Below are 20551 nucleotides of genomic sequence, written 5' to 3'. Positions count from 1 at the left end.
AACTGAAGGGACTGACCCCGGAGGAGTTCCGGAGACAGTCCCTTGCGGCGTAGTTCTTATTTAAGCCGTCCAAGTTTTGGGGTGCAGTTCAATTTGGGACGGGGCTCTTTTGGCTGCTCATGTGGTAGCATCGGGTCTCATATAAATGAGGGAGTGGTCGTGTAATCGGGTTCGCCCGCAGAGAGGGGGCCAGACTATGGGACTCGCAGAGCTCGTGTTGCTCGCCGTTGGCCTTTCGATGGACGCCTTTGCCGTTTCCATCTGCAAGGGTCTCGGCATGAAAAAGATCAACCTTAAAGTCGCCGTTGTGCTCGGCCTGTTCTTTGGCGGCTTTCAGGCCGGCATGCCCGCAATCGGTTGGGCACTCGGCAGCCAGTTCATGGGCATCATCGGTCCCATCGACCATTGGATCGCCTTTATCCTTTTGGCCTTTATCGGCGGCAAGATGCTGTGGGAAACCTTTACCGAAGACGAGGATGAGGACGAAGGCGACGGCAAGGATGCCGAAAAGATCGACCTGGGCGAGTACCTAATCCTTGCCATCGCCACCTCGATTGACGCGCTCGCCGTGGGCATCTCGTTTGCCGCGCTCTCGGTCGATATCGTGCCCTCTGTATCACTTATCGGCGTCACAACGTTTATCTTCTCCGTCGCCGGCGTAGCGATCGGACACACCTTTGGCGCGCGCTACGAAAAACCCGCCACCATCGTGGGTGGCGTCGTACTCGTCCTCATCGGGCTTAAGATCCTGCTTGAGCACCTTGGGATCCTCGCACTGTGACGAATAACGGCCGCCCGGCATTACGCCAGGCGGCCGTTTTCATAGCCAGCCGTTTTAGAGCGGCTTAACCAAGGCGACCTTTACGCGGCAAGGCGCTTGAGGACGTCGATGAGCAGCTCGTAGAAGCGCTCGGCAGAAGCGAGCTCCATGCTCTCGTCCGGGGTGTGGACATCGGAGAGCGTCGGGCCCACGGCGATGGCGTCCAGGCCGTGCAGGGCCTCGGCAAACAGGCCGCACTCAAGGCCGGCGTGAATGGACTCGATGCGCAGCTCGGAGCCAAAGAGCTCGCGATAGCTCTCGACAAAGACGTCGCGGACCGGTGAATGCTCGGCATAGCTCCAGCCGGGATACTCGAACTCAAACTTGGCGTCGAAGCCCAGGACATCGGCCAGCGTCTGCAGGCGGTCCTTGAACTCGTTCTGCAGCGAGGTGATCGAGGAACGCGGGGACAGCATGATCTTGACCTCGTCGTCAGAAGTGGCAACCACACCGATGTTGGAGGAAACCTCGACGGAGCCGTCGGTAGCAACGTTGCGGCGGATCACGCCATTGGGGGCAAGACGCAGGGCGCGGATGAGGGCAAGCGCGGACTTCTCGTCCATGGCCTCGACCTCGGCGTCGTCGGCAATCTCGATAGTGCAGGTAAAGCCGGGGTCGAAGACCTCGAGCTCGGCAGTGACGTCGGCGATAATGCCCTTTGCGATCTGGGCCGCGGCCTCGGCGGCAGCGTGGTCGGCGTAGACCAGAACAGCCTTGCACTCACGGTTGATGGCGTTGTCCTTGGTGCCGCCGTTAAAGCTAACGATGGCGGGCTCGCCGGCAACCATCAGGCGGTCGATGATGCGGGCCATGATGAGGTTGCCGTTGCCGCGCTCCAGGTGGATATCGCTGCCGGAGTGACCGCCTAGCAGGCCGGAGATGTCGAACGTGAGGGTACTACCGGTCTTGTGCTCGCGCGCGATCGGGCAGGTGTAGGTAACGACGACGCCGCCGGCGCAGCTGACGGTGGCAACGCCCTCTTCCTCGGAGTCAAGGTTGATCATGGTGCGGGCGCTAATCTGGGACTTGTCGAGCGTCTCGGCGCCGACCAGGCCAGTCTCCTCATCGGTGGTGAATACGCACTCCAGGGCGGGGTGAACAATCGAATCGTCATCGAGAACAGTGAGCATCAGAGCAACGGCGATACCGTTGTCGGCGCCCAGCGTGGTGCCGTTAGCGGTGAGAACGCCGTCCTTGACGAGCAGGTCGATACCATCGGTCGTAAAGTCGTGCTCAACGGAGCCCAATTTGTCGCACACCATATCGATGTGGCCCTGAAGCATTACGGTCGGGGCATTCTCGGCACCGGCAGATGCGGGCTTGCGAATGATGACGTTGTAGACCTCGTCCTGGTACACATCGAGGCCGCGCTCCTTGGCAAACGCAACCAGGAAATCGCTGATGCCCTTCTCGTTGCCAGACCCACGGGGGATCGCGCTGACCTCCTCAAAGAAATGGAACAGCTGGGCGGGCTCATAGCCGGTGATCTTGTAGTCCATGGTGCCTCCTTGGCGCAACTGGTTAGACAATAAGACATGCGCCTTGTATATTCCCAGACTTCGTTTGCATAAACCAGTCGAAAACGCCGAGCGCTCTCGCATCATCGGCTAACGGCGGAGAAACGCCACTTTATTAAGATAAAGCAGGTAGACGGACCGCGCCGAAGGGACGTTGGACCCTTCAACCAACTTCAACGCTTGATCAACGCTTATGCATACACCGTTGGTATGTTTAATGAGATTTACTTTGAACGAGGGCCTTTCCAACAGAAAAAAGGGCGCTCCTTTGGAACGCCCTCGTGGACACAAGGTTTTGTCACGCCCTACAGCGCGCCGGAACCGGCTTGCATCATGCCGCCGGGGCCCGAGCTTACGCCACTGCTCACAGGCGCGGCGTTTCCGGTGTGCGGCGCTTCCGGAGCGGTATCGCCCCCAAGCGCACCTGCCGGACGCGGCGCTGGAATCTCGCCCGTACCGTGGCTAAAGACGAACTTGCCGTCGGCCACGTCGCATAGGACGGTATCGCCGCTGCCCCACTCGCCGGCCAGCAGCTCCTCGGACAGCGGATCCTCGATGAGCTTTTGGATGGCGCGGCGCAGCGGACGTGCGCCGTTGGTGAGGTCGGTACCCTCGGCTACGATCTTGTCGTAGGCCGCATCGGTGAGTTTGATGTTCATGCCGTTGGCAATCAGGCGCTGACGCAAGTCGTCCACCAGCAGGTGAGCGATCTTGGTCAGGTTCTCGCCCGAAAGCTTCTGAAACACCACGATGTCATCGATACGGTTGAGCAGCTCGGGGCGGAACAGGCGCTTGAGTTCGCCCATCGCACGGCCCTTAATCTCGCTCGAGGTAAGACCCTGCTCACCGGTGGTGCCAAAGCCAACGCTCGCATCCTGCGCAATCTCGCGGGCGCCCACGTTGGACGTCATGATGATCACGGTGTTGCGGAAATCGACCGTCTTGCCCTGGCTATCGGTCAGGCGACCCTCCTCAAGCACCTGCAGCAAGATGTTGAAGATATCGGGGTGCGCCTTCTCGATCTCGTCGAACAGCACGACCGAGTACGGGTGACGGCGAACGGCCTTGGTGAGCTGACCGCCCTCGTCGTGGCCCACGTAGCCCGGGGGGCTACCGATAAGCTTGGAGACCTCGAACTCGCTGCCAAACTCCGACATGTCGAAGCTGATGAGCGCGTCCTTGCTGCCAAAGAGGTACTCGGCGAGCGTCTTGGCGAGCTCGGTCTTGCCTGTGCCGGTAGGACCCAAGAAGATGAAGCTGCCGCCGGGACGACGCGGGTCCTTGAGCGGCGAGCGGCTGCGGCGCACTGCCTTGGCCACGGCCTCGACAGCTTCATCCTGGCCGATAATGCGGGTCTTGAGCACGCTTTCGGTCTGCAACAGACGACGGCTTTCGCTCTCGGTGAGCGAAGACACCGGCACGCCCGAGGTCACGGACACGATGTCGGCAACCTGGGCGACATCGATGGTGAGCGGGCTGGCGTCGAGCTCGGCCGTCCAAGCTGCCTTGGCCTCGGCGAGCTCAATCTCGGCAGCCTTCTGCTGCTCGGTAATCTCGGCGGCCTTGTTCATGTCGTCGCCCTCGGTGGCCTCCTGCGCGGCAGCCTTGAGCTCCTCCACGCGATGCTCGGCCTCGCGCACCGGCTCAGGCGCACGGTTGGCGGCAATGCGGGCGCGGGCGCCGGCCTCGTCGATGAGGTCGATGGCCTTATCGGGCAGGAAGCGATCCTGGATGTAGCGGTTGGAGAGGTTCGCGGCAGCCTCGATGGCACCCTGCGTATAGCGCACGTGGTGGTGCTCCTCGTAGCGCGGCTTGAGCGCGGTCAGGATCTTGACCGTGTCCTCGACGCTTGGCTCCTCAACATCGATGGTCTGGAAGCGGCGCTCGAAGGCCGGGTCCTTGGTGAGGTACTTGCGGAACTCCTCGGCCGTGGTGGCACCGATGATCTGGAAAGCGCCGCGCGCGAGCACGGGCTTGAGCATGGAGCTTGCATCGATGGATCCCTCGGCAGAACCGGCACCGATGATGGTGTGCATCTCGTCGATAAACAGGATGACGTCGTCGGCTTCGGTTGCCTCCTGGATCACGTTCTTGAGACGCTCCTCAAACTCACCGCGATACTTGGCGCCCGCGACAAGACCCGGCAGGTCGAGCGTCCAGATGTTCTGGTTCATAAGGTTCTCGGGCACGTTGCCGGCAGCGATCTGCTGCGCCAGGCCCTCGACGATGGCCGTCTTGCCCACGCCGGGGTCACCCAAGATAAGCGGGTTGTTCTTGGTGCGGCGCGAAAGGATCTCCATCATGCGCTGGACTTCCTTTTCGCGACCGATCACCGGGTCGAGCTCGCCGTCGCGCGCCTTCTGCGTAAGGTTGGTGGCGAACTGCTTGAGCGTGTCGGTGCCGTCCCCCTTTTGCTGTGAGGCGTCCGAGCCGCTAAAGAACGGCAGGCCTGCACCGGGACGCCCGGCACCGGCACCGGCGAGCGGGCGCTTCTTGTCTTGATCCTTGGCGGTAAGCTTCTCGATGGCTTTTTTAATGGAAGCGGACGAAACACCCAGGCGCATGAGAATGTCCATGGCCATGCCGTTGCCCTCTTCGACGATACCGATGAGCAGGTGCTCGGTCGACACATAGGTCTGGTTGTTCTCGCGCGCCACGCGGAAGGAACGCTCCATCACGCTGATGACGAGCGGCGTAAAAGCGAGCTTAGCTGCCTCGGTCTCCTCGCTGGGCTCGGGAACGGTGGTCTGGACCTCCTTGAGCGTGTCCATGATGTCATCGTAGGAGATATCGAGTGAGCGCAGTGCCTCGGCGGCAATGCCTTCGTCCTCCTTGGCGAGCGCGAGCAGCAGATGCTCGGTACCCACCTTATTTGAGTGAAGATCGAGCGCCTCCTGCTTGGCCATGGACATGACCTTGCGCGCGCGATCGGTAAAACGGTCCAACATGCTAGTTCCTCTTAGACGAGCTAGTTTTTCAAACGCAAAGCGCCACTCGTGGCGGCGCTTTGGTCTCTTTACCCATATGGAGTATATGTTAACCGCTGTGGCCTTTTCCGCGTGCAGCCATACGACAACGTCTACAAAAAAGGAATCGCCGGGTGCGGCGGGCGCTCTAGGTTAGAGGCTCTTGCCTAGAGGCGGGCTCGGCGTCCATGCTCTCGGCATCGTCATCGTCGACATCGGCAGCGGGAGCGCCCGGCATACGTACGAGCTCCATATGCTGCTCTTCAAAGACGGTTCCCATGGGGAAGGCGCGTCGGAAGACAAAGCGAGCAACCCCGGCGTGACCAGGAATTTAAAAGCGAAACCCTTGGCAAGGGGGCTGGCAACAAACCAGTCGCAGCACATGGCAAAAATGTAGGCAACGGGGAAGCCGAGCCACGCGGCGGCAATGACCTCGCCGTTGATGGCCCTATGCTGCAAGGCAACGTTGTAGATGCTCATCCAGAGCACCATGCAAAAGCACATGATAAAGGTAAACAGCAGGCTCTCTCGTTTATTGATAGGCATAAAGGGCATGGTCCTTTCTGTGTTGCGCCGCGGCGCCGCCAACAAAAACGGGCGGGCGAGATGGAGTTACTGGGACTTCATCTCGCCCGCCCGTGGTACGTGCGTCTGCGACTACTTATGTGGTGGAACTACCCTAACACGAACAGCAAACGCTTCGTAAGCGTTGAGTTTATGAAGATGCAGGGCACCGATAATCCCCCGACCCCATAAGTTGCAGTGGAATACGGACTGTTTTGACCCTTTAAGCAGCAATTCAGTCCCTATTTCACCGCAACTCATTTGGTGCAAAGTAACCTGTCCCCCTTGTACCAATTAGCTGGTGTAGCGCCAGCGAGGGTCGGTGAGCGTACGCGCCACACCCAGCCCAACGGGCAGAAACGCTACGATGAGCACTGCGCGCACAAACCAGCCGAGCATATTGACTGTGTCGAAGGTGCACATGTAATACATAGAGCGATAGAGATACAGACCGGGCACCATAATGACAATCGAAGGCACCGTGAGGGCGATGCGCGGGTAGGTGAGCTTGACTTCGGCCAAGCTTGCCAGCAGACCCGATACCAGCGCGCCGATAAACGCTGCTGCCTCGAGAGGCATTCCCGTGCTGAGGCCCAGGAAGGGAATCATCGTCGGCGCATCGACAAGGGTCAGACGCAGGGTATTGGACACGGCGCCGATCAACCCAGCTGCCGCGGCCATCTTTACCGGGCTGTTGAACATCACCGAGAAGCCGAATACGCCAACGAAGCTCATCACCACGCGCAGGAGCGTAAGGGCAAGCGGCGAAAGGCCCAATGGGGCAAAGTCGTCCGGCGCCAGTCCCACACACTCGGCAACCATCCAACCTACGAGGGTCGCCATCACAATAATCGACACAGCATACGAAAGACGCTCGATACCGCTTCGCATGTCGAGCTTAGCGATGTCGAGACCTGCCGTAATAAGCGGAAAGCCAGGAATCACAAAGAGCATGGCGCCGATATAGCCTTCTTGGTGCGACATTGCACCCGGAACAACCTGGGCGAGGCCGAGCAATGCCAGCAAATATGAGATACAGGCCAGTGCGACACCGAGCGTCAAAGCGCTGAACTGACCAAGGCCTTGCTTGAGAATATGGGAGCGGGCAAAGTTGCCGACGCCCGCGCCCACGAACGCGCATGCCATCTCAATGGGACCGCCACCAAGTAAAAAGACAAAGGCGCCACAGGCGCAGGCTGCCGCAAGGCCCTGTTGCCAGGGCGCGTAATCAGGTTTTGAACTCTCAACGGTCTTGAGCATCTCGTGATACTCGTGCACCGTGAAGCGACGACCATAGGTCTCGATTTCCTTGAGGAAACTCTCCATCATCCAAATGCGATGGGTGTTGACGCCGGTTGTCGGCAGACTGACGACCTCGTTAAAGCAGTGGCCATCTTCGATGCAAGTACACTCAAACGACAGGAGACTTAAGTCAACATGGATGGTGACACCGAGTACGGCGGCGACTCGATTCATGGTATCGCGTACGCGCCAGGCACCCGTTCCACTCGCGAGCATAAGCATACCGGTGCGGCAGACGATGGATGATTTATCGGTGAGCGGCGCATCGACGGCAAGTTCATCGCCTGCCGTCACGATCTGGTGCCAGTCAGTTTTCATATAGAGCGCGCCGGCACGAACGCCGTGGTGCATGGGGGCTCTCGAAAGCAGCGAGTTAAGGCGCGAAGACTGTGGGGACTCCGTTGATTCGTCCTCAACCTCATCAGTCTCTTCATCGACCAGATCAAAGGAATCAAGCGGCGCTGGCTCGCGACGGTCGATCAGCTCCTCGTCCTCATCATCAAAGTAATTGAACTGATCGAGCATGTCCTCTTCGATTGCGCGCTCGCTCGCATCGTCCATCCCGGTGCTCCCTTCCTATCGACTAACCCCCATCCTAGACAGCGACGGCTAAAGGAAACATAAAAGAGACGGCTGTCATGCGAGCCATGCGTGCAATAGCCATTGGGTAGTCATTGGGGACGTTCTTGAATGACTAGTCGTTTATGAACGTCCCCAATGACCACTCCGACAACGTCGATGTATTGGCAACGCCAGCGAGCGACGTCCAGGGCGAACAAGTTGGCATGAAAAAGGCAAGGCATAGACCTTCTGGTCATGCCTTGCCTTTTGAATGACAAATTGTCGCCCTGGGCGGCGCGCAGCGTCGGCTGGTCCGCCGTTCGGTAGAACGGCGGAACCAATTAGTACATCTTTGCGCCGGCGGGAATGGAGGCGTCGAGCTGGATCAGGTTGAGGCGCTCCTCGCCCTCCTCCTCGTGGATGGCACTGATGAGCATGCCGCAGCTGGGGATGCCCATCATCTTGCGCGGTGGCAGGTTGGTGATGGCAAGCAGGGTCTTGCCGACCAGGTCCTCGGGCTCATAGTATTCGTGGATGCCGGAGAGGATGGTGCGGTCGGCACCGGTACCGTCGTCGAGCGTAAAGTTCAGCAGCTTCTTGGACTTCTTGACGGCCTCGCATGCCTTGACCTTCACAGCGCGGAAATCGCTCTTGGAGAAGGTATCGAAATCGACGAACTCCTCAAACAGCGGCTCAACGGCGATCTTGGAGTAATCGAGCGTGGGCTTGAGCGACTTAACGAACGGGCTCGCGGCGTTGCCGGCCTCGGCAGCCTTGGCGGCAGCGGCACCGGACTGGAAACCCTTCTCGGGCTTCATGTGCGGGAACAGCAGGACATCGCGGATGGAAGCCTGGTTGGTGAGCAGCATGACCACGCGGTCGATACCGATGCCAATGCCGCCCGCGGGAGGCATACCGTACTCGAGGGCGCGCACGTAGTCCTCGTCATACTCCATGGCCTCATCGTCGCCGCCGGCCTTCTCGGCCATCTGGGCGGCAAAGCGCTCAGCCTGGTCGACCGGGTCGTTGAGCTCGGAGAATGCGTTGGCGTACTCGTGGCCGGCGATGACCAGCTCAAAGCGGTGGGTCAGACGCGGATCGTCCTCAAAACGCTTGGCGAGCGGGCTGACCTCAATGGGGTAATCGCACACGAAGGTCGGGTTGACGATGGTGTCCTCGCCCAGCTCATCGTAAATCTCGGCGATGATCTTGCCGGCAGTCCACTCGGGCTTGATCTCCAGGCCCTTCTCGCGCGCGGCGGCAGCAAGCTCCTCGACAGGCGTGTCGATGGTGACCTTCTTGCCGAGCACGTCAGAGACAATATCAGTCATGGGGCGGCTTGCCCACTCACCGGAAAGATCGATGGTCTGACCCTGGTACTCGATGACCTCGGGGTTGCCGATGGCCTTGTTGGCAGCCTTGATGACGCCCTGGGCGAGCGCCTTCATACCCTCGAGATCGGAGAAGGCACGGTAGGCCTCCATCGTGGTGAACTCGGGGTTGTGGGTGAGGTCCATGCCCTCGTTACGGAAGATACGACCGATCTCGAAGACGCGCTCAAAGCCACCGACGATGCAGCGCTTGAGGTGCAGCTCGGTAGCAATGCGCAGGTAGCACTCCTGATCGAGAGCGTTAAAGTGCGTGATGAACGGCTTAGCCGTAGCGCCACCCTGAATGGTCTGCAGGATGGGGGTCTCGACCTCCATGTAGCCGTCGGACTCCATAAAGCGACGGAAGGTGGAGAGGATCTGCGAGCGCTTGCGGAAGGTCTCGCGGACATCGTCGTTGGCGATCAGGTCGACATAGCGCTGACGATAGCGGGTCTCCTTGTCGGAGAGACCGTGGAACTTCTCGGGCAGCGGGCGAACGGCCTTGGAGAGCAGGGTCGCGCTCTTAGGGGCGACGGAGAGCTGGCCGCGCTGAGTACGCACAACCACACCGGTCACACCCAGGATATCGCCAAGGTCGAGGGCCTTGAGCGTATTCCAGGCTGCCTCATCCATGTCGTTGATGCGGCAGAACAGCTGAATCTCGGCCGTTGCGTCGCGCACGACGATGAACATGATCTTGCCCTGACCACGCTTGGCGACCACGCGGCCGCCGATCTTCACGACGTCCTCGGTGTCTTCGCCATCGGCAAGATCGGCATACTTAGCCTCGATGTCGGCAACGTAGTCCTCGATCTCGGAGTGCTCGGGATAGGGGTTCTGGCCCGCCTCGAACAGGGCGGCGCGCTTGGCCAGGCGCGTGGCGCGCTCGTCGTTGAGCGTCGATGCCTGCTCGGCGGCGTTCTGGTTCTCTGCCATAAGTTAGCTCCTCAAACTAAAACGCTCCCCAGGATTCGGTCCCAGGGAGCGAAAACATACCTTTACGCGGGACCGTGGTCTAGCGTGCGATCTTGGCGATGGTGTAGACGCGTGTCTTGCCGGAAGGCGTAACGACCTCGACGGAGTCGCCCTCGCCGTGGCCGATGATGGCGTGGCCGACCGGGGACTCGTTGGAGATCTTGTGCTCGAGCGAGTTGGTCTCGGTGGTACCGACGAGCGTGACTTCCATGACCTCACCGTTGGGATCAATCAGCGAAACGGTGGAACCGATGGAGACGGTCAGATCGCCCGTGGTGGCAGCAACCTGAGCGTTGGCGAGAATAGCCTGAATCTCGGCAATGCGGGCAGCATTCTGAGCCTGCTTGTCCTTGGCGGCATCGTACTCGGAGTTCTCCGAAAGGTCGCCAAACGCGCGGGCTTCCTTGATGTCCTCGACGATCTCCTTGGCGTAATCGCCCTCACGCCAAGCGAGCTCCTCGACGAGCTTCTGGCGGCCCTCAGCGGTCAGTACGATCTGGCTTGCGTCCATACGGATATCTCCCCAACTATGATGTAACAATCAACTGTCAACATAACGAAAAAGACCGGCTAGCCTGCGGGCAAGCCGGTCAGGTGCTCACCCCAAAGGGATGGGACTACTCTGCGTCCGCGTCGCCGTCCTCTGCCTTCTTTTTCTTGGCGGCGGCGAGCTGGGCCTCGAGCTCTGCGATCTTCTTGTCCTCCTCGGACTCCTCGACCACAACGTCCTCGGCCTGCTTGGTCTCGTCCTTATCGTCGCCCTCCATACCCTCGCGGATATTCTTGACGGTAGAGCCGAGGGACTTGCCGAGCTTCGGCAGGTTCTTGGGCCCGAAGATAATCAGGACAACGACGAGAATAATGATGAGCTCAGGAGCCCTCAGTCCAAACATGTAGACCTCCACAAAACAGCGAGACAAGCTCGAATGAGTATACCGCGGGTATCGCGGTATCACAACAATAGCTAAAAAAAGGGACCGCAAGAAGCGGTCCCTCCTCATGCTCTGGTCGGGTTGACTGGATTTGAACCAGCGACCCCTGCGTCCCGAACGCAGTGCTCTACCAAACTGAGCCACAACCCGTTAGCTCGACTATAGTAACAAAGATTTTCGCTGCGTGCTAGAGAAATTTTTATTTCTTTGGCGCGTCGATTTGAACCGTGTTGGGAATAAGCTCAGTCGCGCAGGACCACCAGCCATTTTGCTGGGCGGCGTCGACAAGCCTTTCGGCCGTGGCGGCGGTGTCGCAAATGGCAAACGAGCAGGCACCCGACCCGCACACGTCCACGGCAACGGTTCCCTCCTGTTCGCTCAGCCAGTCGAGAACCGCCTGGATCTGCGGCTCCATCAAAGCAGAAATGACGCCCAAGTTGTTATGGATGAGCGAATACGCCATCTTTGCATCACTCACGCTAAGAGCCGATGCAATGGCACCGGGCGCAGTCGCGGGCACCGGGGCCTCGTCAAAACGTCGATAGGCCTCAATTGTAGAAACGCTCGCCTCCCGCGGCTTGACCAGCACAACGGGCGTCACAGGAAGCGCGGGGTACTCAGTTGCCAGAACGTCTCCCCCACCCACGTAGAATGCGGGGCTCGTATGCAAAAAGAACGGCACGTCGGCGCCGATGCCACGCGCAATCTCATCCAGCGCAGGATCAGTGCGGTCGATGCCCCACAGCTCAGCCAGGGCAACGATAACCGCCGCGGCATCCGTCGAGGGGCCGCCCAGGCCGGCGCACAGCGGGATGCGCTTCTCAATCGTCACGCACACATTTGCCTCGCGCCCGAAATGATCGGCCATGGCGACGGCGGTGCGGTAGGCAGTATTCTTTTGCATGGGAAAATCTGATGCCGGAACCGTCTGGACGGTCAACGCCTGCGCCGGCGTGACCGTCACGGTATCGGCTAGGCCGACAGCTGCCATCAGGGAATCGACTTTGTGGTAGCCGCGGGTATCGCGCTCGGTATGAACCCCCAGGTAGAGGTTAATCTTTGCCGGCGCAGTAAGGATGAGGGACCGATCGGTCACCGTTAATGCTCCTCGAGCTGGTTGCCGAGCGGAGTAAAGATGTGCTCGCCGCTCTCGGGGTCGAACAGTTCAACCTGACCGGTAAGGACGTCGATGTACTGGTAGGACTGACGCGACTTGCGGCCGCGGCGCTCGTCAACCTCGACGATAAAGACAGCCGGGTGGACGCTCTTGATGGTACCCATGCGCTCGACAACGCGGGTACGGCCCATGTTGGCCTTCACCTTGACGCGATCGCCCACCATATCGGTCAGCTTCTCGTGGATGTCGTCGACGTAATTGACTTCCATCTCTTCCATGAACAGGGCCTCCAGAAGGTGCAATTCAAAAAGGGGATAATACCCCTAAGATAGACAAAACTCTAATACTATAGCACCCTGTTACAACCCCACGCAAGTAGCTAATTAGGCTACTTACAGATTGTCGGTATCGAGGACAATGGTGAACGGGCCGTCGTTGACCAGGTCGACTTTCATGTCGGCGCCAAAGATGCCGTGCGCCACGTGGTCGACGTCCTGGGCGACGAGCGTCAGAAAGTACTCATAAAGCTCGTTGGCGACATCGGGCGCGCCAGCATCCGTAAACGACGGACGACGGCCGTGGCGGCAATCGGCAAACAGCGTAAACTGCGACACCACGAGCACCTCGCCGTCGACATCGGCAAGCGCCAAGTTAGTCTTGCCGTTCTCGTCCTCGTTGATACGCAGCCCGCGGAGCTTGCCCCATAGTTTATCGGCCTCGGCACGCGTATCGCCATGGCCCACGCCCAGCAATACCAGATAGCCGCGCCCAATGCGGCCCACGCACTCGCCGTCGACCGTCACACCGGCGTTGAGCACGCGCTGCACCACCGCACGCACGGCCTACTCCTCGCCCGTGAGTTTGGCGGACAGGTGCTCGAGTGCATGGAAACGATGGCTGATGGCGTTCTTCTCGTCCGCTGTGAGCTCGGCCATAGTCTTGCCCGGCGTATCGACCGGCAGGAACAGCGGGTCGTAGCCAAAGCCGTGGTCGCCGCGGCCCTCGTGTGCGATAACGCCCTCGCAGGCGCCCTCGCCATAGGTGACCAGGCCGTCTTGGTCGATGAGCGCAACGACACTCATAAAGCGTGCGGTGCGATCCTCGTCTGCCACGCCTTCCAGATTAACGAGAAGTTTGGCATTGTTGGCGGCATCATCGCCGTGTACGCCCGCATAACGCGCGCTATACACACCCGGCTCGCCGTCCAGCGCATCGACGACCAAGCCGGAATCGTCGGCGATGGCCATAAGGCCCGTCTCCTCGACCGCAGCCTGCGCCTTGATGATGGCGTTCTCCAAAAACGTCGTGCCGTTTTCCTCGGGGTCCTCAAAATCGCCCAGCTGGCCGAGCGCCACAAAGCGCACCTCGGGCATGACCTTGCCCAAAATGGCCTCGATCTCGGTGAGCTTATGGGCGTTACCCGTGGCCACAACAATGGTCGCCGCCGGGTCGAGGGTGTCGATGTCAATCTTCTCAAGTGCCATAGCTGGCCTCCTTGTCTCTTATAGCAATGCCGTGTAGAGGACGACGAGGGCCTCGGCCTCTCCCCTCTCAATCAACGGCAGTCTTATACTTCGGCGTTTTCGCAGATTAAACCTGCCAAAATCAACATCCCCTTTTGGCAGGTTAGGCGAGGGCTTGACGCTGAAGCTCGATGAGCTCGGCGATGCCCTTGTCGCCCAGATCGAGCAGGGCGTTGAGACGCTTGCGGTCGAAGGGCGCCTGCTCGCCGGTACCCTGGAGCTCGATCATCTCGCCGGAGTCGGTGGCGACGAGGTTCATGTCGACCTCGGCGTGGCTGTCCTCGGAATAATCCAAGTCGAGCAGGGTGTTGCCGTCGACGACGCCCATGGAAATAGCGGCAACCTGACCGGTAAGCGGAATGCGCTCGAGCTTGCCCGCCTCGACCCACATGGCAAGGGCGTCGTGCAGCGCCACCCAGGCGCCGGTGATGCTCGCCGTACGCGTGCCGCCATCGGCCTGGATCACATCGCAGTCAACGGTAACGGTGTACTCGCCGAGCGCCTTCATGTTGACAACGGTGCGCAGGCTGCGGCCGATCAAGCGCTCGATCTCCATGGAACGGCCCTTGCGGTTGGCATGTTCGCGCTTGCAGCGCTTGCCGGTCGACGCCGGCAGCATCGCATATTCCGCCGTTACCCAACCGGCCTTGGCGCCCTTGCGCCAGCCCGGAACGCCCTCCTCGATGGTGGCGGCGCACAGCACGCGCGTGTCGCCAAACTCTGCCAGGCACGAGCCGTAGGCGTGCTTCATGACGCCGCGAGTGAGCTTAACGGGACGCAGCTCGTTTGCGGCGCGGCCGTTGGCGCGGTTGACCTGCATATATTCCATGGAACTATCCTTTCGGCAAAAGAGTGGCGAAGACTCCGGCGACATTGCGTGCCTAACCGAGTTCGTCGATATCGACATGCTCGATGCTTTTGAGCGGCTGGCCAAAGATAAAGCTGCCCGCCACCGCAAACTCGGCAATGTTGTCGGACGTGGTGGCAAAGCGATGCTGCGGCTCGGCGGTGTTGCCCGCCAGCTGCTCACGGCGCGTGAGGATATCGGTCAGCTCGCGGGTGGTCTCCTCGGCGGAGCTCACCACGCGCACCCCGGGCCCCAACGCATGACGGATGGGGCCCACCAGCAACGGAAAGTGCGTACAGCCGAGCACCACGGTATCGATGCCACGATCGTGCAGTGGCTCGACTGTGGCGTTGACCAGCGCGCGAACGGCTGGCGTATCAAAAATATCCTCGTTCTCGAGCCACTGCTCCTGCAGATGCGCACCCGAGGCGAGCTCGTGCTCGACAACCTCGACAAAGCTCGAGGCAGGGCAGCCATACACGTCCACGCCGGCATCCAAGTCCTGGATGGCGCGCGTGTAGGCGCCCGAGCGGATGGTGAGGTTGGTGGCGAGCACGCCCACACGGCGCGTGCGGGTGCTGTTGATGGCGGCACGCGCGCCCGGCGCAATTACGCCAATCACGGGGGCATCGAGCACCTGCTGAGCCAGACGAAGCGCCGCTGCCGTCGCCGTATTACAGGCGATGACCATGATCTTGACGTCGTGTCTCGAAAGCCATCGCCCCGCCTGTAGCGCAAACGAGCGCACCTCGTCCTCGGTGCGGGTGCCGTAAGGGCAGCGCTTGGTATCGCCAAAGTAGTAGACGGACTCGTGCGGAAGCGCCGTCGCAATCGCGCGCGCAACCGTCAAGCCGCCCAGGCCCGAGTCGAACACGCCGATGGGGCGCGTATCACCGGCCAGATTCTCGATATCGGACATTACCTCACCAGATTCTCTCTCGAAAAGATATGGCCAAGCGTAACGGCACCGCGCTATGAACGGGCCGCGACGAGCAGCTCCGCCGTCGCCGCCCAGCCGTCAACGATCCTGCCACGTGTGACAAAGGCGTTATCGCAGGACGCAAGAAACTCGGACGCGCCGGCGCTGGTCAGACCGTTCTCGACCAGGCAGAACGTGCCCACGTGGTCGGCCATGTAGAAATCAGACTCGGAATCGCCGAGTGCCAGCGTCTCGTCGCGCTCGATGCCCAGATGCTCGCAGAAACGCGCGACCGCCACGCCCTTGTCGAGACCCGACGGATTGATGTTAAAGGCACGACCGTCCTCGACGCGATCGAGCTCGAGGGTCGTCGGCTTGGACAGATGAGTCAAGTGGCCGTTGCAGGCCCAGACCAGACCGCAGCCGGCCTCGTCGAGGATGGCCTGCGCCTCGTCATCGGGAATATCGCCGCGCATGCCGACGGTAACCTCGCGGTACTTATAGCCAGTCGACATGTCGTTGTGGTACTCGATCTTGTGCGGCCAGCGAGCGAGAATCTTCTCGCACACGCCGGTCTGCTCAATCACCTGGTGCGGCGTAAGGCCGCAGGCGGGGTCGTAAGGCATGTCGCCGGTCAGATACTCCCAGTCGTTGGCCTTGAGGTCGTACATGACCAGGCCACCCATCTCGCCAATGTAGGAGTTGAGGCCGAGCACGCGGGCATCTTCGTGGATCATGGTGCGGTTGCGACCCGAGGTGGGAATTACCTGGATGCCAGCGCGGGCAAGCGCCACGACGGCCTCGACGAGCTTGGTCGAGGGATTGCCGTCGTTGTCGCGCAGCACGCACGAGCCGGGCGCGAGCATCGTGGCGTCCAGATCGGTAAAGACGTACTTGACCTTGGCAAGGCGCTCGCGCATCTCGCCCGAAAGCTCGGCAACGGTCGGCAGGGTGTTGTGGGACATGGTCACTCCATTTATTACGTAGAAAAGACTTAATCTTGGTACCGCGTTTTCCCTAAGGTGAACACGCTTGAGAGGCACCGCATCATCGGGCGTCGATGATTCGCAAACGCCATCCTAAAGGCAGCGGCGCTTAGGCGTCGTACGCCGCAAGGATGCGCTTGAGAACCGAGCCATCACGCTCGCAGGGCTCGGGTCCGTTCTTGCGCAGCATGCACTCCTCCTCGCCCTTGCCGGTCACGATAACCACAGCGGGGCGGTCGGTCTCGCGCACGGCCGTCTCGATAGCGGCGGCGCGGTCGCACACGATCTGCCAGTTATCGTTTCCCTGCGCCTGGACATTGCGCGCAATCTCGGCGCAGATGTCCTCGACGTCCTCGGGGCCCGGGTCATCCTCGGTAATCACGATGCGATCGGCGTATTTGCCGGCAGCGATACCCATCGTAGTACGGCGATCGACACCCTTGCCTCCCGTTGCACCAAAGACAACCGCCAGCTCGCGCTCGGGATAGTTCTCGCGCAGGTCGCGCAAAAGCGTCTCGAGGCTCATGCCGTTGTGCGCATAGTCAACGACGCCCAAAATCTTGCCCGATGCAGACGGATAGAGCTCCATGCGACCGGGAACAAAGACGCCCTCAAAGCCATGGACGATGCCCTCTTCGGAAATGCCGAGGGCCTCGGCGCAGGCAATAGCGGCAAGCGCATTGGACACGTTGAACTTGACGGGCGTGGGGATCACGATGTCACGCGTAAAGCGCGGCGTGCGGACCGTGGCGATCACGCCGCAATCGCCGTTGCGAATGGCCAACGCACGCACGTCGGCGCGTCCATCGGTCAGCGAGAACGTCACCGTGCGCTCGCAGCGGGACGCCGCCTCGAGCACGCGGTCGACGTGGTCCATATCGAGGTTGACCACGGCAAAGCGGCTCTGCGAAAAAATCTTGAGCTTGCTGGCAAAGTAATCCTCGAGCGTGGGGTGCTCGATCGGCGAGATATGGTCCTCACCGATATTGGTAAAGGCGCCCACTTCAAAGTCAATCTTGCCCGTACGCTCGTATTTGAGGCCCTGGCTCGACGCCTCCATGACCAGCCACGGAGCGCCCGCCTCGGCGGCATGTGCGATACGCGACTGCAAAAGGAAGGACTCGGGGGTCGTTAGCTTAGAAGGACCGGCCTCGATACCGTCATCGAACTCGATACCCGTGTTGAGGGCTGGTCGATGACGGCCCGTGAGCTTAGCCTCGTTGGCGAGAATGCCACGCAGATAAAAGCTGCAGGTCGACTTGCCCTTGGTGCCCGTAAAAGCGCAGACCTTCACCTTGCCCGAGGGATGACCGTAATAGGCGTCCGCCACCACAGCGAGCGTACGGCGGATATCGTTGACGATCACAGCGGGAATATCGACGTCGTAATCAACCTCGGACACGTACGCCACGGCGCCTTCGGCAATCGCCGAGACCAGATACTCGGGCTTGAACGCACGGCCCTTGCAGACAAACAATGTGCCCGGACGTACCTGGCGCGAGTCGTCGGTCGCAAACTCGATGCGCTGGTCGCAAAGAGTATCCGGCTTGGAAACAACAAGGGCCTCGGCCTCGAGCAGCTCCACATAGCGCATCAAAGCCAGCTTCTCCTTCGTCGTACCCGACATATAACGACCTTTCTCGCTAAACCTAACCTTAAAAGAGCAAAAACCGTCCCAGATGAATCCGGTCGCGCCCCTGTATTATCAACCATCCTAATATGCCACCTGACCTTGCGAGTGTCTCAGCACCCTAAAAACTTGCAAGGACCAGCGCACGGTTAATTCGAAATAACAAAACCCCCGCCCTACAAATGCGCGCGATGCGGGGATGACCAGTGAGTTTGTCATGCTCTACAAGGACACGTCGCTGCTTTCGAGCGTCGGCGTCATGGAACTCATGCTGTTCTCCAAAAACCTCACGGCCACCACGGGCAACATCACACCCTACATTTGCGCCGCACTCTACTATCTGGTTGTGACGATTCCGCTCATCCACGTCGTCGCCAAGGTAGAGCACCGCCTTGCCAAGCGCGGCAAGCGCTAGCCCCTCTCGCGCTCTCGCACACAGTAATCGTCGCAGTCACGGCCCGCCGCTTCACCCAACGTGCGGGCCGTGGTTTTTCGGTCCCCTCGGCGCTTATGCCCCATCACGAAGCAAAAGATTGGCATGATAGTAAGGATTGATTGATATCGACTGCTGCAAACCTTGCGGCAGCGCACCTAAGCCGTCAGCAGAAAGGATCTTGCATGTGCGGTTTTGTCGGTTTTACCGGTACAGATGAACAGAGTGAGCTGGTTCTCACGGCCATGATGAATCGCATCATCCATCGCGGGCCGGATATGGGTGGCCAGCACATCGTCGATAACGTCGCCCTCGGCTTCCGCCGTCTTTCGATTCTCGACCTTTCCGAGGCTGGCGCTCAGCCCATGTCGAGCGATGACGGCAAGGTCACCATCGTCTTCAACGGCGAGATCTACAACTTCCAGGAGCTTCGCGCCGAGCTCGAGGCTGCCGGCTACGTCTTCCACTGCAACGCCGACACCGAGGTCCTGGTGCACGGCTACGAGGAGTGGGGCGAGGACCTGGTCAACCGCCTGCGCGGCATGTATGCGTTCGTGATTCACGACCAGAACAGGAACAAGCTCTTCGGCGCCCGTGACATCTTTGGCATCAAGCCGTTCTATTACTACCGGGCCTCCGACGGCTCGCTGCTGTTTGGCTCCGAGATCAAGAGCTTCCTGGACCACCCCAAGTTTGAGAAGGCCGTCAACCGCGACGCGCTGCGTCCCTACCTCACGCTGCAGTTCCCTGCCACGGAGGAGACGTTCTTTAAGGGCGTGTTCAAGCTTGCCCCCGCGCATTGCTTTACGTACGACCTTACGACCAACACTATGGACATCAAGCGCTACTGGAGCTGCGACTTTACCGATGACAACTCCAAGAGCTTCGAGGAGTACGTGGACGAGTGCGACAAGGTCGTGCACGAGAGCGTTGCCGCGCACCGCATCGCCGATGTTAAAGTTGGCTCATTCCTCTCCGGCGGCGTCGACTCCAGCTACATTGCCGCCTGCCTCATGCCCGACACCACGTATTCCGTCGGCTTTGACTACAAGAACTTCAACGAGACCAACTACGCCGCCGAGCTTTCCGACAAGCTTGGCATTAAGAACGTGCGCAAGATGATCACCGCCGACGAGTTCTTCGACGCGCTACCCGATATCCAGTACCACATGGACGAGCCGCAATCGAACCTCTCCAGCGTACCGCTGTACTATCTGGCACAGATGGCCGCCGAGGAAGTTACCGTCGTCCTTTCGGGCGAGGGCGCCGACGAGCTGTTTGCCGGCTACGAGTGGTACGAGGACACCCCCGAGATGCGATCCTTCAAGAAGCGCGTGCCGCTCGGCGTGCGCCGTGCCCTGGGCTCGCTCGTTCAGCATCTCCCCTACTTTAAGGGTCACAACTTCCTGACCAAGTGCGCCGAGGTCCCCGAGCGCTGGTACGTGGGCCAGGCAAAGGTGTTCGACCCGTCCGAGGTTGACGAGGTTCTCAAGCCAGCTTACGACACCGGCAAGAACGCCTCCGAAATGTGCGCAGAGTACTACAAGCAGGTCCCCGACTGCTGCGAGCTCTCTAAGAAGCAATATCTGGATATGAACATGTGGCTTCCGGGCGACATTCTGCTCAAGGCAGACAAGATGTGCATGGCGCACTCCCTGGAGCTCCGCGTTCCGTTCCTGGACAAAAAGGTCATGGAGTTCGCCGAGCATATTCCCGCCAACTACCGTGTCAACGAAGAGGGCTGCAAGCTTGTCCTGCGCCACGCCGCCAATCGCACGCTGCCCGATGAGTGGGCAACACGCAAGAAGGTTGGCTTCCCGGTGCCAGTTAAGTTCTGGCTGCGCGAGCAGAAGTACTACGACTACGTCAAGGAGTACTTCACCGCACCGTGGGCTGCCGATTTCTTTGACACCGATGCGCTCATGAAGCTGCTCGACGATCACTTTGAGGGCCGCGCGCTCAACCAGCGCAAGATCTATACCACGCTGACGTTCCTCATTTGGTACAAGCGCTTCTTTATCGACGAGAACAAGGGCACCGAAGTCGCCGCTTAGATTTCGTTATGAATTAGCGGTGAACCCCGCAGGGT

General features: G+C 60.2%; 18 protein-coding genes and 1 tRNA gene. 3 read left to right on the top strand and 16 right to left on the bottom strand.

Annotated elements, in window-relative coordinates; translation table 11 throughout:
- Positions 1–196 precede the first annotated feature (196 nt).
- Entirely contained in the window at positions 197–781 is a 585-nt protein-coding gene (locus ACTNDJ_RS07135) for a manganese efflux pump MntP (protein ID WP_441083495.1), read from the top strand.
- 80 nt (positions 782–861) lie between these two features.
- On the opposite strand, the gene ACTNDJ_RS07130 is transcribed toward ACTNDJ_RS07135, so the two are convergent.
- The 16 genes from ACTNDJ_RS07130 to ACTNDJ_RS07055 all read right to left on the bottom strand — a co-directional run bounded on the left by ACTNDJ_RS07130 (position 862) and on the right by ACTNDJ_RS07055 (position 18026).
- Positions 862–2319: an aminoacyl-histidine dipeptidase gene (locus tag ACTNDJ_RS07130; protein WP_441063627.1), complete on the bottom strand. Its 1458-nt coding sequence runs from the start codon at positions 2317–2319 to the stop codon at positions 862–864.
- Between the two features lie 323 nt (positions 2320–2642).
- The gene (locus tag ACTNDJ_RS07125; RefSeq protein WP_441063629.1) at positions 2643–5285 is read right to left on the bottom strand and encodes an ATP-dependent Clp protease ATP-binding subunit; all 2643 of its coding nucleotides are present in this window, start codon (positions 5283–5285) and stop codon (positions 2643–2645) included.
- A 171-nt stretch (positions 5286–5456) separates the two neighbouring features.
- Positions 5457–5849, bottom strand: coding sequence for a hypothetical protein (locus tag ACTNDJ_RS07120; protein WP_441063630.1), 393 nt, complete (start codon positions 5847–5849; stop codon positions 5457–5459).
- Positions 5850–6161: 312 nt separating this feature from the next.
- A complete protein-coding gene (locus tag ACTNDJ_RS07115) occupies positions 6162–7730 on the bottom strand; it encodes a threonine/serine ThrE exporter family protein (RefSeq protein WP_441063631.1) in 1569 nt (522 codons plus the stop codon).
- 341 nt (positions 7731–8071) lie between these two features.
- Positions 8072–10036, bottom strand: coding sequence for a lysine--tRNA ligase (lysS, locus tag ACTNDJ_RS07110; protein ID WP_154514782.1), 1965 nt, complete (start codon positions 10034–10036; stop codon positions 8072–8074).
- A gap of 79 nt (positions 10037–10115) precedes the next feature.
- Positions 10116–10586: a transcription elongation factor GreA gene (greA, locus tag ACTNDJ_RS07105; RefSeq protein ID WP_006234960.1), complete on the bottom strand. Its 471-nt coding sequence runs from the start codon at positions 10584–10586 to the stop codon at positions 10116–10118.
- A 106-nt stretch (positions 10587–10692) separates the two neighbouring features.
- Positions 10693–10968: a twin-arginine translocase TatA/TatE family subunit gene (tatA, locus tag ACTNDJ_RS07100; protein WP_195838497.1), complete on the bottom strand. Its 276-nt coding sequence runs from the start codon at positions 10966–10968 to the stop codon at positions 10693–10695.
- A 112-nt stretch (positions 10969–11080) separates the two neighbouring features.
- Positions 11081–11157, bottom strand: a tRNA-Pro gene (locus tag ACTNDJ_RS07095).
- Between the two features lie 49 nt (positions 11158–11206).
- Complete coding sequence (gene ispE / locus ACTNDJ_RS07090) at positions 11207–12103, bottom strand: 4-(cytidine 5'-diphospho)-2-C-methyl-D-erythritol kinase (protein ID WP_441083494.1); 897 nt, start codon at positions 12101–12103, stop codon at positions 11207–11209.
- 2 nt (positions 12104–12105) lie between these two features.
- A complete protein-coding gene (locus tag ACTNDJ_RS07085; protein WP_118206416.1) occupies positions 12106–12402 on the bottom strand; it encodes a Veg family protein in 297 nt (98 codons plus the stop codon).
- Between the two features lie 114 nt (positions 12403–12516).
- Positions 12517–12963 (bottom strand): D-aminoacyl-tRNA deacylase, encoded by a 447-nt coding sequence (dtd, locus tag ACTNDJ_RS07080; protein WP_117797049.1) that lies wholly within the window; start codon positions 12961–12963, stop codon positions 12517–12519.
- A gap of 3 nt (positions 12964–12966) precedes the next feature.
- Positions 12967–13608 (bottom strand): RdgB/HAM1 family non-canonical purine NTP pyrophosphatase, encoded by a 642-nt coding sequence (rdgB, locus tag ACTNDJ_RS07075; protein WP_118206636.1) that lies wholly within the window; start codon positions 13606–13608, stop codon positions 12967–12969.
- 142 nt (positions 13609–13750) lie between these two features.
- Positions 13751–14476: a ribonuclease PH gene (gene rph, locus ACTNDJ_RS07070; protein WP_441039003.1), complete on the bottom strand. Its 726-nt coding sequence runs from the start codon at positions 14474–14476 to the stop codon at positions 13751–13753.
- A gap of 52 nt (positions 14477–14528) precedes the next feature.
- Positions 14529–15413, bottom strand: coding sequence for a glutamate racemase (murI, locus tag ACTNDJ_RS07065; protein ID WP_441063635.1), 885 nt, complete (start codon positions 15411–15413; stop codon positions 14529–14531).
- Positions 15414–15466: 53 nt separating this feature from the next.
- Positions 15467–16378, bottom strand: coding sequence for an HAD family hydrolase (locus ACTNDJ_RS07060; RefSeq protein WP_427793596.1), 912 nt, complete (start codon positions 16376–16378; stop codon positions 15467–15469).
- Positions 16379–16508: 130 nt separating this feature from the next.
- Positions 16509–18026 carry a Mur ligase family protein gene (locus ACTNDJ_RS07055; protein ID WP_441063636.1) on the bottom strand — a complete coding sequence of 506 codons (1518 nt, stop codon included), beginning with the start codon at positions 18024–18026 and terminating at the stop codon, positions 16509–16511.
- Positions 18027–18228: 202 nt separating this feature from the next.
- Between ACTNDJ_RS07055 and ACTNDJ_RS07050 the strand changes: the two genes are divergently transcribed.
- Positions 18229–18444, top strand: a complete 216-nt coding sequence (locus ACTNDJ_RS07050; RefSeq protein WP_441063638.1) for a hypothetical protein — start codon at positions 18229–18231, stop codon at positions 18442–18444.
- Between the two features lie 203 nt (positions 18445–18647).
- Complete coding sequence (asnB, locus tag ACTNDJ_RS07045; protein WP_441042422.1) at positions 18648–20516, top strand: asparagine synthase (glutamine-hydrolyzing); 1869 nt, start codon at positions 18648–18650, stop codon at positions 20514–20516.
- Positions 20517–20551 lie beyond the last annotated feature (35 nt).

Origin of the sequence: Collinsella sp. HCP3S3_D1, from assembly GCF_052064015.1 — a bacterium.
GTDB lineage: Bacteria > Actinomycetota > Coriobacteriia > Coriobacteriales > Coriobacteriaceae > Collinsella.
This window is presented reverse-complemented; position numbering and strand designations above follow the sequence as displayed.